Here is a 14260-nt window from a genome sequence, read left to right as displayed (position 1 = left end):
ACATGCTAATTATTCAATCTATGATTGAAGTCCTTAACCGCTGAAGCTGGACCTGCGTCATAGGACCAGACCCCGGCGCTGACGGCGATGAAATCTGCGCCCGCACGCGCCACCTCCGCCGCCGTCTCGACGGTGATTCCGCCGATGGCGACGCAGGGCGTCTCGACGGTCTCCTGCCAGACCGTCAGGATCTCCAGACCGGGTCGGTGGACCGTCGTCTTGGTGTCGGTCGGATAGAAGGCGCCGAAGGCGACATAATCCGCCCCGCCCTCGGCCGCGTCCCAGGCCAGGTCGCGGTCGTCGTGGCAGGTCACGCCGATCATGGCGTCCGGCCCCAGGATGCGCCGCGCCTCGGCCAGCGAACCGTCCTCCTGCCCGATATGAACCCCGTCGCAGCCCGCGGCCTTCGCCAGATCGGGTCGGTCGTTCAGCAGGACCGCCACCCCATGACGCCGCGCGATCGGCGCCAGTCGCTCAACGGCCGCGCAGATGGCGGCGTCGTCGGCGGGCTTGAGCCGAATCTGCAGGGCGGCCACGTCGCCGGCGCCCAGGGCCTCGTCCAGGGTCGCGGCGAAGGCGTCCAGATCGGGAATCGCGGGCGGGGTGATCAGATACAGCCGGCAGGGCGGGCGGTCGGGAACGGTCGGGGTTCTGGCCATGGGGCTGACTTCCCCCTCCTGCGACCATTCGTCAACGGGTCCGTCGTCGCACACCCATGCGAACGACTTGCAATCGCCTTAAGGGGTGCTATAGCGAACCATTCTCAGTCGGTGGAACGCGTAGAACTCTCGTGTACGTCTGTAACTGCAATGGTCTTCGCAAGCGGGATGTGGCCCAGGCCATCGAGGCCGGCGCCTGTCGGCCGCGCGACATCTTCGCCAGCCACCAGTGCCAAGCCCAATGCGCCAAATGCGTCTGCGAGATGCGCCAGATGATCCAGGACAGCCGCGAAGCCTTCGCTATGGCGGCTGAATAGCCCCTTGCTTGCTGCCGAAAATCACTCGCACTATCAATGCAGTGATAAAAACTCGCAAATAAGCAGGGTCGATTTTACTGTGGTATTGCGTCGCTCGACAGATGGCGAAGGCGCCGTCGCAAGACCAAGGACACGGCCATGAAGGGCGACCCCGCTATCCTCCGCACGCTGAACGCGGTGCTCACCAACGAGCTGACGGCGGTGAACCAGTATTTCCTGCATGCGCGCATGTTCGAAAGCTGGGGCCTGGCTCATCTGGGCCACGTCATCTACGAAGAATCGATCGGCGAGATGAAACACGCCGACATGCTGATCAAACGCATCCTCTTCCTGGACGGCCTGCCGAATCTGCAGGATTTGCACAAGCTGAAGGTCGGCGAGGATCCGATCGAATGCCTGGGCGCCGACCTGCAACTCGAGCTGGACAGCCGCGTCGCGACCGCCGCCGCCGTGACCCTGTGCGAAGAGACCCGCGACTACGTCAGCCGCGACCTGCTGATGAAGATCCTGGCCGACACCGAGGAACACATCGACTTCCTGGAAAACCAGCACAAGCTGATCGAACTGATGGGCGCGCAGAACTATCTGCAGTCGGCCATGAAGGAAATCGTCACCGACAACAGCGCCACCGGCGGCTGATCGATCCTCAGCCCTCGCGGCGGGCCAGGTGGATCACCGCCGCCGCGAGGACGACGAGACCCAGACCGCCGCCCAGGGTCAAGGCGGTCTGAACGCGCCACGCCTCGGTCGCCAGGATGTTCACCGGCATCTGCCAGGGCATGAATACGCCCTCTTTCGCCGAGGTCGCCACCACGGCGAAGAAGGTTCCGCCGATGCCCAGCACAAGGCCGGGCACGAAGCTGGCGAACCGGATCGCCGTCCAGAACTGAAGGGCGATCATCAGAACGGCGGCCGCCGCGATCTTGGCCAGGATCCAGGCATGAGCCGCGAGGTCCAGTCCTCCAGCCGCCGCCGCCTCCGGCTTGATGAGGCCGCCGAGGATCACGGCCCCGATCGTCATGGCCAGCACGGCCGCGCTCATGATCAGCACCAGGCCGATCACGCAGACCGCCTTTGACGCATAGAGGGTCCAGCGTGGGACAGGCAGGGCGCGCAGGTGATCCCAGCTGCGCGGCCCATGCTCCATATGGGCGACCAGGGCGGTCAGGGCGGTGACGCACATGGGCATCATGAAATAGGCCCAGATCGCCGTGGCGCTGCCGATCCACCTCTCCCATTCCCAAGGCGTCTCGGACCGCAGCAGCATTGAAAAGGCGAAGACGGCGATCAGAGCCGGAGCGGTCGCGGCCAACACAAGGGCCAGTGACCGGTTCAGCTTGCGGATTTCGACGGACAGAACGGCGAGCATCAGACGGACTCCGCAAAGCGGGATTGGGACAGGGCGGAAGCGGCGCGATAGACGCCCTCCAGCGAACGGGCGCGGGCGCCGATGGCGAACACAGCCACGCCTGCGGCCACCAGCTCGCGGTTCAGAGCAGCGCAGACCTGGTCGTGATCGTTGCCGGGACGCAGCCGCGCCACAAGGCCCTCCGCGTCTTCGCTCAGGGTCAGATCCAGCGACTGCAGCACCGCCCGCGCGCGCGCCGGGTCATCGACGCGCAAGCCGATCTCGGGCGCCAGTTCGGCCTTCAGCCTGGCCAGTTCGCCCTCGACCACCAGTCGGCCTTCGTGAATCACGCCCACGTGGGTGGCGGTCTGTTCGATCTCGCCGAGCAGGTGGCTGGACAGAAGGACGGTCGCCCCCGTGCGGATCGGCAGTTCGCGCAGAAACAGGCGCATGTCGGCGATCCCGTCGGGGTCCAGCCCGTTCGTCGGTTCGTCCAGCATCAGCACCGGCGGGGACCCCAGCAGGGCGCGCGCTATGCCGAGCCTCTGACGCATGCCCAGCGAATAGTCGCCGACCCGGCGTCCGCCGTCGCGTGTCATGCCGACGACCTCCAGCACCCTGTCGATCTCGGTCGCCGCAAGACCAAGAAGCCGGCGCGTGAGGTCCAGGTTTTCTCGTCCCGACAGGTGGGCGTAGAAGCCGTGCGCCTCCAGGAGGACGCCGATCTTGCGGGCCGCACCCCTGCGATCCTGCGCGACGTCGACGCCGCAGACCCGAGCCACGCCCGAGGTGGGTCGCAACAGCCCGATCAGCATCTTCATCGTCGTGGTCTTGCCGGCGCCGTTGCGCCCCAGGAACCCATAGACCGCATGCTTGGGCGCCGTCATGGACACCGAGTCCACCGCACAACGACGGCCGAACATGCGCGTCAGCCCTACTGTCTCTATGGCCGCCATAACCCACCCCGCATTTAACTCTTAGATAAAGTTGCGCGAGGAGGATTTTTAAGTCAAGATTAAAGACTCGACAGGTTCAACTCCGCAGGGAAGCCCATGACCGCCGACGATCTCGCCCGTTTTCGCCGCATGTGCCGGCAGTTTCGCTGGCTCGCGGTTTTCATGGTTTGCAGCGTCGGCGCGATCCTGGCGCTGATGTATGTGATCGTGCCGGCGGTCTTCGCAGCACGCGGAGAACACAGAGACCTCACCCTCCTGCTTCGGGAGATCGTCTGGGCCTCGCCGACGCTTCTCTACCTGTTCGCCGTCTGGTCGATCGGGTCGGCGCTGGGGCAGTTGGCCAAGGGGCGGCTGATCCAGCCGACCCTGTCGTCCGCCCTGCGTCGTGTGGGGCTGGCGCTGGGCTTCGGCGGGCTGCTCAGCGTGTTCGGCGTCACCAATCTGATGCGGCTTCTGGGCGACGAGCGGAGCAGTTGGGCCTATTTCGACGTCGCCGGCATGACCCTGGGCATGATCGGCGGCGCCCTCTTCCTTCTGGGACGGGTGATCGATCAGGCGGGCCTGCTGCAGGCCGAGATGGACGAAATGATCTGAATGCCCGTTCGCGTGACCCTGAATGATCTGATGGTCCGCAAGGGCCTGAAGGCGCGCGATGTCGCCGCCCAGGTCGGCCTGAGCGAAACCCAGTTCTCCCTGTTCCGGTCCGGCAAGGTGAAGGGCATTCGCTTCAGCACCCTGTCGCGACTATGCGCCGTTCTGGAGTGTCGCCCCGGCGATTTGCTGGACTATGATTTCGATCCGCGCGAGATGGAACCGGTCGAGCCGGAAGAGGTCTGACGGAACCGCGTCCGGTCCCGGCCATTAGATTTCGACGGGCAAGCTGGAGCGGACCATGACTGACATCGACGACGCCATTGATGATGTGCGCGACGCAGCTGTGGACCTGCTGAACAGCGAGGGGCGCAGCGCCGGGCATGTGGCCATGGGCGTCGCCCTGACGGTGGGGTTCGCCTTGCTGGCGACGGGCATAGCCTCTGGCGCGCTGAGGCCGAAACGGTCCTTGAGACAGGTTCGCGACCGCGACCTGCCGATCACCGAGAAGCCCCACGGCGCCTTCAGTCTGATCCTTCCTGCGGTGTTCTCGGCCACCACCCTGTCGGCCGTGCGTGTCTGGAACGCCCCGCCGGCGCGCGAGCGGACCAGGGCCATGGGCCTGTGGGTCGCGGCCCAGACCGTCAACGCCGTCTGGCTGGGCCTGCGCCCGTCGTCGATGTGGAAACAGGTGCTGGCGGCCATGTCGTCCGCGGGCCTGGCCGCCGCCTTCGCCCACGAGGCGCGCAAGCTGGACGAAGGGGCGGGCAAGATGGCGGCGCCGACCGGATCGGGCGTACGGATGGGCAATCTGCTTCATCGCAAGGCGGACGACGTCTCGGGCGGCCGCAGCCTGCATTAGGCCGCCTTGCCCTTTGCCGGGGCTTCCTCTAGGGATCGCGCCCTATTCGCCACGCCCCATCCGGGCGCGTGGGCGCAACCCCATTCCCGATGTGACCCCATGAAGATCAACGGCAACACCATCAAGCCCGGCATGGTCCTGCAGCACAATGGCGGCCTGTGGGTCGTCACCAAGGCCAGCCACGTCAAGCCCGGCAAGGGCGGCGCCTTCGCCAACGTCGAGGCCAAGAACCTCGAGACCGGCAACAAGCTGAACGAACGCTTCCGGTCGGAAGACAAGGTCGAGCGCGTCACGCTGGAGCAGAAGGACTTCTCCTATCTGTTCGACAACGGCGACAGCCTGGTCTTCATGGACGACGCCACCTACGAGCAGATCGAGCTGCAGAAGGACTGGGTCGGCGAAGAGCGGATCCCCTATCTGCAAGAGGGCATGAAGGTGATCATCGAGATGCACGAAGAGCGTCCGATCGGCCTGGAGCTGCCGGATCAGGTCGTGCTGGAAGTCGCCGAAACCGAGCCGACCGTGAAGGGACAGACGGCCTCGTCCTCGTACAAGCCCGCCATCGCCTCGAACGGCGTGCGGATCATGATCCCGCCCTATATGTCGGCCGGTGAACGCATCATCGTCGACACGACCAGCGGCGAATACGTCCGCCGCGCGGACTAAGACACACTGCCGGCCTCATCCGGGGCCGTTCCCTTTCTTGCACTTCTCCGCATGTCCGGGCTCCCATCCTACTGAAGAATGGGCCTTTTCAGGACATGCGGACCAGGAGATCCGCCGATGGCCCTCGCTTCCGCCCTGCTCCAAGTCATGCTCGACGCGGTGCGCAAGACCGCACGCCCCATGCTGCGCGACTTCGGCGAGGTGTCGCAGCTTCAGGTGTCGAGGAAGGGGCCGGGCGATTTCGTCACGACCGCCGACCTGCGCGCCGAAGACACCCTGTACGAACTGCTGATGAAGGCCCGCCCGGGCTACGGCTTCCTGGGTGAAGAGCGCGGCATGATCGAGGGGACCGACAAGTCCCACACCTGGATCGTCGATCCCATCGACGGCACCACCAACTTCATGCACGCCATGCCGCATTTCGCCGTCACGGTGGGGCTGGAGCGCAGGGCGCCCGACGGTTCGAGCGAGATCGTGGCCGGCGTGACCTACAACCCCGTGATGAACGAGCTGTTCTGGGCCGAGAAGGGCAAGGGCTGCTATCTGAACGACCAGCGGATCCGCGTCGCCGGCCGTCGCGACCTGTCGGAGAGCCTGGTCGCCACGGGCCTGCCCTTCATCGGCAAGCCGGGCCACGCCCAGGCCATCAAGGACATCCACGCCATCGGCCAGCGCGTCGCCGGCATCCGCCGCCTCGGCTCGGCCGCCCTGGACTTCGCCTGGGTCGCGGCCGGCCGCTACGACGCCTATTACGAGCGCGGCCTGAAGCCCTGGGACGTGGCGGCGGGCATCCTGTTCGTCACCGAGGCCGGCGGGTCGGTGACCACCATCGAGGCGGACGGCGATCCCAAGACGGGCGTGTCGGTTCTGGCCAGCAACAGCGAACTGCATCCGCAGCTGCGCAAGGTGCTGCAGGCGTCCTGACGGTCGCACAGCCGCCTCTCCCTCCCCGACCGGGGAGGGGCGTCGCGAAGCGACGGGGTGGCGGCGGCAAGGCTGGCGCGCGATCAGGTCTGGGGGACTTCGCCCTGCCCGTCCCACCCGGCTCCGCTGCGCTTCGCCCCCCTCCCCCGCAGGGGGAGGGAGAAACGCCGTCGTCATTCGGTTGTCGCGCGGCGCCCCTATCCAAGGAGCATGATCCGCGCCATCGTCACCGCCCTCGCCCTGCTCGTTGGAACGCCCGCCGTGGCCCAGCCTCTGATCATCGCCCATCGCGGCGCGTCCGGCGAACGGCCGGAGCATACGCGCGCAGCCTATGAACTGGCGATCGAACAGGGCGCCGATGTAATCGAGCCGGACCTGGTGATGTCCAGGGACGGGGTCTTCATCGACCGGCACGAGAACGAGATCAGCGGTACGACCGACGTGGCCGACCGGCCCGAGTTCGCGGATCGCAAGACCACCAAGACCATCGACGGCGCGGCCATCACCGGATGGTTCACCGAGGACTTCACCCTGGCCGAGCTGAAGACCCTGCGGGCCAGGGAGCGGCTACCCGAGTTCCGGCCCGGCAATGTCGCCTATGACGGGCAAGAACCCATCCTGACCTTCGACGAGGTCGTGGCCGTCGCGCGCGAAGCCTCCGCCCGGACCGGCCGCCCCATCGCCGTGGCCCCCGAGCTGAAACACCCGACCTATTTCGCCGCCATCGGCCTGCCGATGGAGGACGCCTTCGTGGGCGAACTGGAGCGGCTGGGCCTGACCGGCGCCGACGCGCCCGTCATCGTCCAGTGTTTCGAGGTCGGACCGCTGAAGCGGCTGTCGCAGAGGATCGACGTCCCGCTGGCGCAACTGGTCAGCGCAGCCGGCGCGCCGGAGGACCGGCCGTCGCAGACCTACGCCCAGATGATCACGCCCGAAGGCCTGAAGGCCATGGCCGCCTATGCCGACTGGATCGCGCCGGAGATGACCCTGGTCCTGCCGCGCGACGCCGAAGGCCGCACGACCGCGCCCAGCGCCCTGGTCACGGACGCCCATGCGGCGGGGCTGAAGGTGGTGATCTGGACCCTGCGGGCCGAGAACGCCTTCCTCCCGGCCGAGCGGCGGCGGGGCGAAGGGTTCGCCGACCATGGCGACATGGCGGGCTACGCCGCCGCCTTCGCGGAGGCGGGTGTGGACGCCGTCTTCTCCGACTTCCCGGCCCTGGCGCGATCCAGGTAGCCGGACCGCGCGTCTATCCGGCGCGGAACTGCAGTTCGGCCAACCGCGCGTAAAGCCCGCCCTTGGCCACCAGTTGGTCGTGGGTCCCCTCCTCCACCACGCGGCCGTCGTCCATGACGACGATGCGGTCGGCGCGGAGCACGGTGGCCAGGCGGTGGGCGATGACGATGGTGGTGCGCTCTTCCATGGCCTGATCGAGGGCGATCTGGACCAGGCGTTCGCTTTCGGCGTCCAGGGCGCTGGTCGCCTCATCCAGCAGCAGGATGGGGGCGTCGCGGACCAGGGCGCGGGCGATGGCCAGACGCTGGCGCTGACCGCCCGACAGGCTCTTGCCGCGTTCGCCCAGCGGGGTGTCGAAACCTTCCGGCAGGGCGTCGATGAAGCCCAGGGCCTGGGCCTTGTCGGCGACGGCGCGGGCCTCTTCCAGGGTGGCGGTCTCGCGGCCGAAGCGGATGTTCTCCAGGGCCGAACCCGAGAACAGCGGCGTCTCCTGCGACACCCAGGCGAAGCGGTCGCGCACGGCGACGGGATCAGCCTGGCGCACATCGACGCCGTCGACCGAGACCACGCCGGTCTGGGGATCATAGAAGCGCAGCAACAGGCGGAAGACAGTGGACTTGCCCGCCCCCGACGGACCGACCAGGGCCACGGTCTCGCCCGGACGGACGGTCAGGCTGAACCCCTTCAGGGCCGGCAGGTCGGGACGGCCGGGATAGGAGAAGCCGACGGCGGACATGGACACCTCGCCGCGCGGCGGCGACGGCAAGGTGACAGGCTGGGCCGGCGGGGCGATGTCGGGCGTGGCCTGCATCAGCTCCTCGATCCGCTCCATGGCGCCGGCGGCCTTCTGGACATCGCCCCAGCTTTCGCCCAGGGCGCCGACCGCCCCGGCGGCGAAGACCGACAGCAGCACGAACTGAAGCAATGCGCCGGGCGTCATCACCCCCGCCACCACGTCCAGCGCCCCCAGCCACAGCACCAGGGTGACGCCGCCGAACATGACGATGATGATCAGGGCGGTCATCCAGGCCCGCGCCCGCATCCGGGTCAGGGAGGCGGCGAAGGCGTCCTCGACCGCCGCGCCGAAGCGGGCGATGGCGCTGCGTTCGCGGCCGAAGGCCTGGACGGTCTCGATCGCGTCCACGCTCTCGCCGGCGAAGCCGACGGCGTTGGCGAACCGGTCCTGAGAGGCGACGGTCAGTTTGCGCACCCGGCGGCCGAAGATGAAGATGGGGCCCAGCAGGAAGGGCACGATCAGCATGACCAGACCCGTCAGCTTGGGGCTGACGAAGAACAACAGGGCGACCCCGCCGATCAGGGTCAGGAAGTTGCGCAGGGCATAGGAGACCGAGGTGGTCATCAGGGTCTCGACCAGGGCGATGTCGGTCGTCAGGCGCGACAGCACCTCGCCGGTGCGCATATGGGCGTAGAAGGACGGGTCCAGCGTCAGGATGCGGCCGAACAAGCCCTTGCGGACATCGGCGATGACGCGCTCGCCCGTGCGGGTGACGTAGAAATAGCGGGCGGCGGTGGCCAGGCCCAGGAACAGGGCGTTGGCGCCCAGCAGCAGGAACCACCGGTTCAGATTGGCGCCGCCGGCCTCAAACCCGTGGTCGATGGCCCCGCGGGCCAGGACCGTCAGCCCCAGCGAGGCGGTGGTGGACAGCAGCAGCCAGAAGACCGCCATCAGGGCATGGCCCTTGTGGCGCATGGCGAAGGGGATCAGGCGCGCCAGGGGGCGAATGTCGCGGCGTTTGGCGCGTTTCTCGCCCGCCTCGGACATCTGCTCCATCAACAGGGCCCCGGCGCTGGGTCGGCCTTCGGCCGTTCCGACGCCGGAGGCGCGCCCCGAAACGGCGGCGGAACGGGCGGGAGCGGCGGTTTGATCGGTCATTGCGCCCGCCTCTTGCCCCGGAACGCCCCCCGGTGTAAACGCCCCGCTCTTTCCCGCTGACTCTTTCGGCGAGATTCTCAATTTCACGCGCACCGACGGTCGGCATCGTCACCGCGCCAGAGACCGGACGACGACCATGAAGGCCGATACGCACCCCGACTATCACTTCATCACCGTGGTGATGACGGATGGCACCTCGTACCAGACCCGCTCGACCTACGGTAAGGAAGGCGGCACGCTGAACCTGGACATCGATCCGCTGACCCACCCGGCCTGGACCGGCGGCAACGCCCACCTGCTGGACCGCGGCGGCCGCGTTTCGCGCTTCAACAACAAGTTCGCCGGCTTCATCAAGAAGTAAGCGCGTCCCGGCTGCGACACGTTGCAGCATTTGGGCAGCATCTGAGCAGCAATCGGCTCACGAAGAGCGCCGGTCCCGGGACCGGCGCTTTTTGTTTGCCGGGAACATCGGTAACATAAGCGGCGTTCGCACATACGGCGAAGCAAGGGCGTCGATCCACGGGGATCGACCCATCGGGAAGCGGACGGGTTATGAATAGACGGGAACTGGGTCTGGGCGTCGCGACGGCGACCGTGACCCTCGCCTCCACGGCGCGCGCGCAGCAGGTGACCGTGCAGCGCGGTTCGCAGGCGACCGCCTTCTACAACAGTTTCAACGACCAGATTTCGCGTCTGCCCGAGACGCAACAGGCCGACGTCCGCGCCTTTTATGAAATGAACGGCTGGCGGCCGGTGTGGACCGCCGATCAGCTGCGCGCCCTGAACGCCGTCGCCGGTCGGACCGAGCGGCACGGCCTGTCGGCCGGCGACTATTTCGACTTCGTCGGCCTGGCCGCCGATCCCGCCTCGTCGGATCTGCGCACCACGGCTGCAGCCCTGGCCTATGGCCGCGTCCTGGCCGAGGGCAAGGTCCGGCCCGAGACGGTCGAGGACCTGTGGGAGATGCAGAAGAACCGCGTGGACCTGCCGCGCGGCCTGAGCGACGCCCTGGCCCGCAACATCCTGCTGGACTGGTTCGAGGGTCTGGCGCCGACCGACATCGGCTATCAGAATCTGTCGGCGGGCTATGTCCGTTATCGTCGCCTGGCGGCCCAGGGCGGCTGGCCCGCCTTCCCGGCCGGCCCGACGATCGAGCCGAACATGAGCGACCGGCGCATCCCGGCCCTGATCGACCGGCTGACGGCCGAAGGCGACCTGACGGCGGCGAACGGCGCGCGGCTGAAGACCGAGGGCCTGACCTATGGGTCGGAGCTGCAACAGGCGGTTCAGGGCTTCCAGGTCCGCCACGGTCTGGGCGCCGACGGCCGCATCGGCACGGGGACCCAGCGTTCGCTGTCGGCCTCGGCCGAGGACCGCGCCCGCCAGATCGCCCTGAACCTGGAACGCCGCCGCTGGCTGAAGCGCGACGTCGCGCCCGAGCGGATCGAGGTCAACACCGCCGCCGCCATCATGGTCTATTGGAAGGACGGCAAGCCGGTCCACTCCAACCGCGTCATCGTCGGCTCGGCCGAAAACCAGACGCCCAGCCTGGAGAAGCCCTTCGCCTCGGTGGTCGCCAATCCGCCCTGGTATGTCCCGGCCAGCATCGCCCGCCGGGAGATCCTGCCCAAGGGGCCGGCCTATCTGGCCGCCAACGACATGTATGTTCAGAACGGCACGGTGATCCAGCGCGCCGGGCCGAAAGCCGCACTGGGCTATGTGAAGTTCGAGCTGCGCGACAGCTACGCCATCTTCCTGCACGACACCCCGTCCAAGGCGGCGTTCAACCTGTCAATGCGCCAGCGCAGCCACGGCTGCGTGCGGGTGCAGAATGCGGTCGAGTTCGCGCGGCTGCTGCTGTCGCCCGACCCGGTCAAGCTGGCGCAGTTCGACACGGCCCAGGACACGCGCGAGACGACCCGCGTCACCACCGGCCGCGAGATCTCGGTGCGACTGCTGTACTGGACCGCCTTCGTGGACGGTCAGGGCCGGGTGGCGTTCCGCGAGGACGTCTATGGCCGCGACGACAAGCTGGCCCAGGCCCTGGGCATCGCCGTCAGCCTGCCCAAACCGGTCGACGACGGCCGCCGCGACGTCAACGACGTCGGGCCGTAAGGGGATAATATTCTCCCTCCCCCTGCGGGGGAGGGGCGTCGCGTAGCGACGGGGTGGGGGCGGCTAGGCTAAGCCGCACTGATTTTATTAAGACCGAGGCCTGTGGGACGTCGCCCTGCCCTGCCCACCCGGCTCCGCTTCGCTTCGCCCCCCTCCCCCGCAGGGGGAGGGAGAAGTGGGTCGCTTCAGCCCTTGAACGCGGCTTCCAGCAGGCCGTGCTGGCTCAGCACCGGATTTTGCGGCTGCTCTTCCTGAACGTCGAGATACATGCGGCGGTCCAGATACAGCGCCCGGTCGAACAGTTTTTCGGACCGGACCAGATATTCCACCAGGGCGATGGGCAGTTCGGCGTGGCTGGGTTCGCTCTCGATCTTGCGGTCGTTCAGGCGATAACGCGGCTCGCAGGCGGCGTCCGGCGTCATGTCATCCTCGCGCACGGCCCGCTGGACCAGCAGCCACGAGGCGATCTGCATCAGGCGCGTGGTCAGCTTCATGCTCTCGGCGGCATAGGCCAGGGCGGCGGCGCGGGACAGCATCTTGGAATCGCGGCGCCCCTCCCCGTCCAGATAGGCGGCGGTCTCCTCGACCAGCTCCATCCCCTCGCGGAAGGTGCGGTCGAACAGTTCCGAGCGGGCGAAGTCCTGCACCTTGCGACCGCGGTCGGCCTTGGAGCCCGTGCTCTGGGTGTCGCTCAGGGTCATGGTGGACATCATCATCGAGAGTGGACGCTTGTTCTGACTTTGGGCAAGGACGGCGCCCGTGTCGTCAGGACTGCAACCGTCATGCCACGGTTTCGATCCTTGCGCGATCACGCTCCAAATTTGAACAGGGCGTCGGCGGCGCTCTTCTTGGATTTCTTGCCTTCTATGGCCGAGCGGGCGCGCTGTATCTCATGGTCCAGCGCCTCGATCCGCTCCTCGAGGTCGTCGATCGAATAGAGGTCCAAATCTTCGCGCCCCAGGGCCGTCAGGGCCTCGCCGCGCCGGGGGCGGGGTTCGATATCCTCGAACATCGTCGTCGCCTTTCTTCATCCTGCCATGGCCGCGCGCGGCCGGGGCGCCTATCTGAACGCCCGGACACGGACGATTGCAAGCGGAGCGACTATGCGGGTCATCGAGATCGAAGGCGGTTCAGGACCGGCCGAGGCGCTGCGGCCGGCGGACCGGCCCGACCCTGTGGCCCGCGCCGGCGAGGTGATGATTCGGGTTCATGCGGCGGGAATCAATAGGCCGGACCTGTTGCAGCGAAATGGCGTCTATCCGCCGCCGCCGGGGGCTTCGGACATCATGGGGCTGGAAGTCGCCGGCGAGGTCGAGGCCCTGGGCGAGGGCGTGACGCGCTGGGCCGTCGGCGACCGGGTCTGCGCCCTGCTGGGCGGGGGCGGTTACGCCGACAGGGTCGTGGTGGACGCCCGGCATCTGCTGCCGATCCCGGATGGACTGGACTATGTGCAGGCGGCGGTCCTGCCCGAGACGGTCTTCACCGTCTTCGCCAATGTGTTCGAGGCGGGAGGGCTGAAGGCCGGCCAGAACCTGCTGATCCACGGCGCAACCAGCGGCATCGGCGTCACCGCCATCCAGATGGCCAAGGCCGCCGGCGCGACGGTGATCGCCACCTCGCGCGGGGCGGACAAGACCGCCGCCGCACGCGCCCTGGGCGCCGACGTCAGCCTGGACGCCAAAACCGACGATCTGGCCGCCGCCATCGCCGAGGCGGGCGGGGCCGATGTGGTGCTGGACATGGTGGGGCGGGACTACGCCGAACTGAACCTGAAGGCGCTGAAGGCCGGCGGGCGCTGGGTGGTCATCGCCTCGCTGTCGGGGTCCAAGGTCGAGATCGACCTGATGCGGGTGATGCTGAAACGGCTGGTGCTGACCGGCTCGACCCTGCGCAGCCGTTCAGCCGACGAGAAGGCCCGGTTGACCGCCGCCGTGGAGGCGACGGTCTGGCCCTGGGTGGTCTCGGACGCGGTCCGGCCGCCGGTGCAGGCGACCTTCCCGCTGGAGCGCGCCGCCGACGCCCATCGCGCGCTGGAGGCGGGCGATCACGTCGGCAAGTTCGTGCTGACGGCCTAGTAGCGACCGCCCCGCACCGGGCGCATCGACGAGATGCTGTCGTTGAAGCCGCCGCTCAGATTGCGGATATCGCCTTCGACGATACGGCAACGGCCCCGGAACTCGGCGTCGGTGCAGACTTCCCAGCGCCCCTGGACACGCACCGAACTGATCCGGTCATTGAAAGGCGTGCGGCCCAGGTTGCGGTCCTCGCCGACGAATTCCCGCGAGGCGCCGCGGAAGTTCGAATTCTCATAGACGGTGATCGAAGACCGGCCCCAGCCGCCGCCGTTCCAACCGCCGCCATTTCCGCCGTTCCAACCACCCCCATTGCCGGGCCCGCCGCCGGGCCGATCGGGCTGGCGATCCTCGTAGTCGCCGCGGAACCGGCCGCAGACGAGCAGGCCGTTGTCGTTGTTGATCTCCTCATCGCCGCAGCGCGCCAGCTCGATCGAGGTGCCGCGAATCTGGCCGCGCATGTCGCGACAATCGGCGTACAGGCGGCCCCGGTGCGTATAGGCCTCGGTGCAGGACCGGGCGTAGCTGCCGCGCGGCGCGACCCGCTGGGCGGTGATGTCCTGGCCCGAAGCCAGGGCTGCGGCCATGGCGGCCCCAAGCAGAATGGACATGATGTTTCT

18 protein-coding genes are annotated in these 14260 nt (G+C 67.7%); 11 read left to right on the top strand and 7 right to left on the bottom strand.

All coding sequences use genetic code 11. The annotated features are described in order from the left end of the window. Positions 1 to 5: 5 nt before the first annotated feature. Positions 6 to 659 (bottom strand): thiamine phosphate synthase, encoded by a 654-nt coding sequence (gene thiE / locus GYM46_RS13370; protein ID WP_040349690.1) that lies wholly within the window; start codon positions 657 to 659, stop codon positions 6 to 8. Between the two features lie 131 nt (positions 660 to 790). Here thiE and GYM46_RS13365 point away from each other — a divergent pair, with 131 nt between their 5' ends. Further along, positions 791 to 976 carry a (2Fe-2S)-binding protein gene (locus GYM46_RS13365; protein WP_035308943.1) on the top strand — a complete coding sequence of 62 codons (186 nt, stop codon included), beginning with the start codon at positions 791 to 793 and terminating at the stop codon, positions 974 to 976. A gap of 138 nt (positions 977 to 1114) precedes the next feature. After that, the gene (gene bfr / locus GYM46_RS13360) at positions 1115 to 1615 is read left to right on the top strand and encodes a bacterioferritin (protein ID WP_008259683.1); all 501 of its coding nucleotides are present in this window, start codon (positions 1115 to 1117) and stop codon (positions 1613 to 1615) included. Positions 1616 to 1622: 7 nt separating this feature from the next. Here the strand turns inward: bfr and GYM46_RS13355 are convergent, their stop codons facing one another. Further along, entirely contained in the window at positions 1623 to 2345 is a 723-nt protein-coding gene (locus GYM46_RS13355; protein ID WP_008259772.1) for an ABC transporter permease, read from the bottom strand. Beyond that, positions 2345 to 3247: an ABC transporter ATP-binding protein gene (locus GYM46_RS13350; protein WP_244304257.1), complete on the bottom strand. Its 903-nt coding sequence runs from the start codon at positions 3245 to 3247 to the stop codon at positions 2345 to 2347. Before GYM46_RS13350 ends, GYM46_RS13355 begins: the two co-directional genes overlap by 1 nt. A 129-nt stretch (positions 3248 to 3376) precedes the next feature. Here GYM46_RS13350 and GYM46_RS13345 point away from each other — a divergent pair, with 129 nt between their 5' ends. From GYM46_RS13345 to GYM46_RS13320, 6 genes are all read left to right on the top strand, one after another. Further along, positions 3377 to 3874 carry a hypothetical protein gene (locus tag GYM46_RS13345; RefSeq protein WP_008262565.1) on the top strand — a complete coding sequence of 166 codons (498 nt, stop codon included), beginning with the start codon at positions 3377 to 3379 and terminating at the stop codon, positions 3872 to 3874. Continuing rightward, the gene (locus GYM46_RS13340) at positions 3875 to 4117 is read left to right on the top strand and encodes a helix-turn-helix domain-containing protein (RefSeq protein WP_035308935.1); all 243 of its coding nucleotides are present in this window, start codon (positions 3875 to 3877) and stop codon (positions 4115 to 4117) included. It abuts the gene before it with no gap. Positions 4118 to 4172: 55 nt separating this feature from the next. After that, positions 4173 to 4733: a tryptophan-rich sensory protein gene (locus tag GYM46_RS13335; protein WP_008261886.1), complete on the top strand. Its 561-nt coding sequence runs from the start codon at positions 4173 to 4175 to the stop codon at positions 4731 to 4733. A gap of 99 nt (positions 4734 to 4832) precedes the next feature. After that, positions 4833 to 5399, top strand: a complete 567-nt coding sequence (gene efp / locus GYM46_RS13330) for an elongation factor P (protein ID WP_008264088.1) — start codon at positions 4833 to 4835, stop codon at positions 5397 to 5399. 117 nt (positions 5400 to 5516) lie between these two features. Further along, a complete protein-coding gene (locus GYM46_RS13325) occupies positions 5517 to 6323 on the top strand; it encodes an inositol monophosphatase family protein (protein ID WP_008262938.1) in 807 nt (268 codons plus the stop codon). A 210-nt stretch (positions 6324 to 6533) separates the two neighbouring features. Then, positions 6534 to 7559, top strand: a complete 1026-nt coding sequence (locus GYM46_RS13320) for a glycerophosphodiester phosphodiesterase (protein WP_008263782.1) — start codon at positions 6534 to 6536, stop codon at positions 7557 to 7559. 13 nt (positions 7560 to 7572) lie between these two features. Here GYM46_RS13320 and GYM46_RS13315 read toward each other — a convergent pair whose 3' ends face one another. Beyond that, on the bottom strand, positions 7573 to 9453 hold the full coding sequence (locus GYM46_RS13315; RefSeq protein ID WP_008259192.1) for an ABC transporter transmembrane domain-containing protein: 1881 nt from the start codon (positions 9451 to 9453) through the stop codon (positions 7573 to 7575). Between the two features lie 136 nt (positions 9454 to 9589). Between GYM46_RS13315 and rpmE the strand changes: the two genes are divergently transcribed. Together rpmE and GYM46_RS13305 are read left to right on the top strand one after the other, a co-directional pair. Further along, complete coding sequence (rpmE, locus tag GYM46_RS13310) at positions 9590 to 9814, top strand: 50S ribosomal protein L31 (RefSeq protein WP_008258897.1); 225 nt, start codon at positions 9590 to 9592, stop codon at positions 9812 to 9814. A 191-nt stretch (positions 9815 to 10005) separates the two neighbouring features. Continuing rightward, complete coding sequence (locus GYM46_RS13305; RefSeq protein ID WP_008262733.1) at positions 10006 to 11568, top strand: L,D-transpeptidase family protein; 1563 nt, start codon at positions 10006 to 10008, stop codon at positions 11566 to 11568. A 185-nt stretch (positions 11569 to 11753) separates the two neighbouring features. Here GYM46_RS13305 and GYM46_RS13300 read toward each other — a convergent pair whose 3' ends face one another. Both GYM46_RS13300 and GYM46_RS13295 read right to left on the bottom strand, forming a co-directional pair. Then, positions 11754 to 12269: a DUF1465 family protein gene (locus GYM46_RS13300; protein ID WP_050771718.1), complete on the bottom strand. Its 516-nt coding sequence runs from the start codon at positions 12267 to 12269 to the stop codon at positions 11754 to 11756. A gap of 107 nt (positions 12270 to 12376) precedes the next feature. Beyond that, positions 12377 to 12580: a DUF1192 domain-containing protein gene (locus tag GYM46_RS13295; RefSeq protein WP_008263967.1), complete on the bottom strand. Its 204-nt coding sequence runs from the start codon at positions 12578 to 12580 to the stop codon at positions 12377 to 12379. A 91-nt stretch (positions 12581 to 12671) separates the two neighbouring features. On the opposite strand from GYM46_RS13295, the gene GYM46_RS13290 reads away from it, so the two are divergent. Next, positions 12672 to 13643 (top strand): NAD(P)H-quinone oxidoreductase, encoded by a 972-nt coding sequence (locus tag GYM46_RS13290; protein ID WP_040349696.1) that lies wholly within the window; start codon positions 12672 to 12674, stop codon positions 13641 to 13643. On the opposite strand, the gene GYM46_RS13285 is transcribed toward GYM46_RS13290, so the two are convergent. Beyond that, the gene (locus tag GYM46_RS13285; protein WP_008260432.1) at positions 13640 to 14251 is read right to left on the bottom strand and encodes a beta/gamma crystallin-related protein; all 612 of its coding nucleotides are present in this window, start codon (positions 14249 to 14251) and stop codon (positions 13640 to 13642) included. The two genes, GYM46_RS13290 and GYM46_RS13285, sit on opposite strands and share 4 nt — an antisense overlap. Positions 14252 to 14260 lie beyond the last annotated feature (9 nt).

Origin of the sequence: Brevundimonas mediterranea (assembly GCF_011064825.1) — a bacterium.
Taxonomy (GTDB): Bacteria; Pseudomonadota; Alphaproteobacteria; order Caulobacterales; family Caulobacteraceae; genus Brevundimonas; species Brevundimonas mediterranea_A.
Note: the sequence above shows the minus strand (reverse complement) of the source record. Positions and strands in the feature narration are given on the sequence as shown.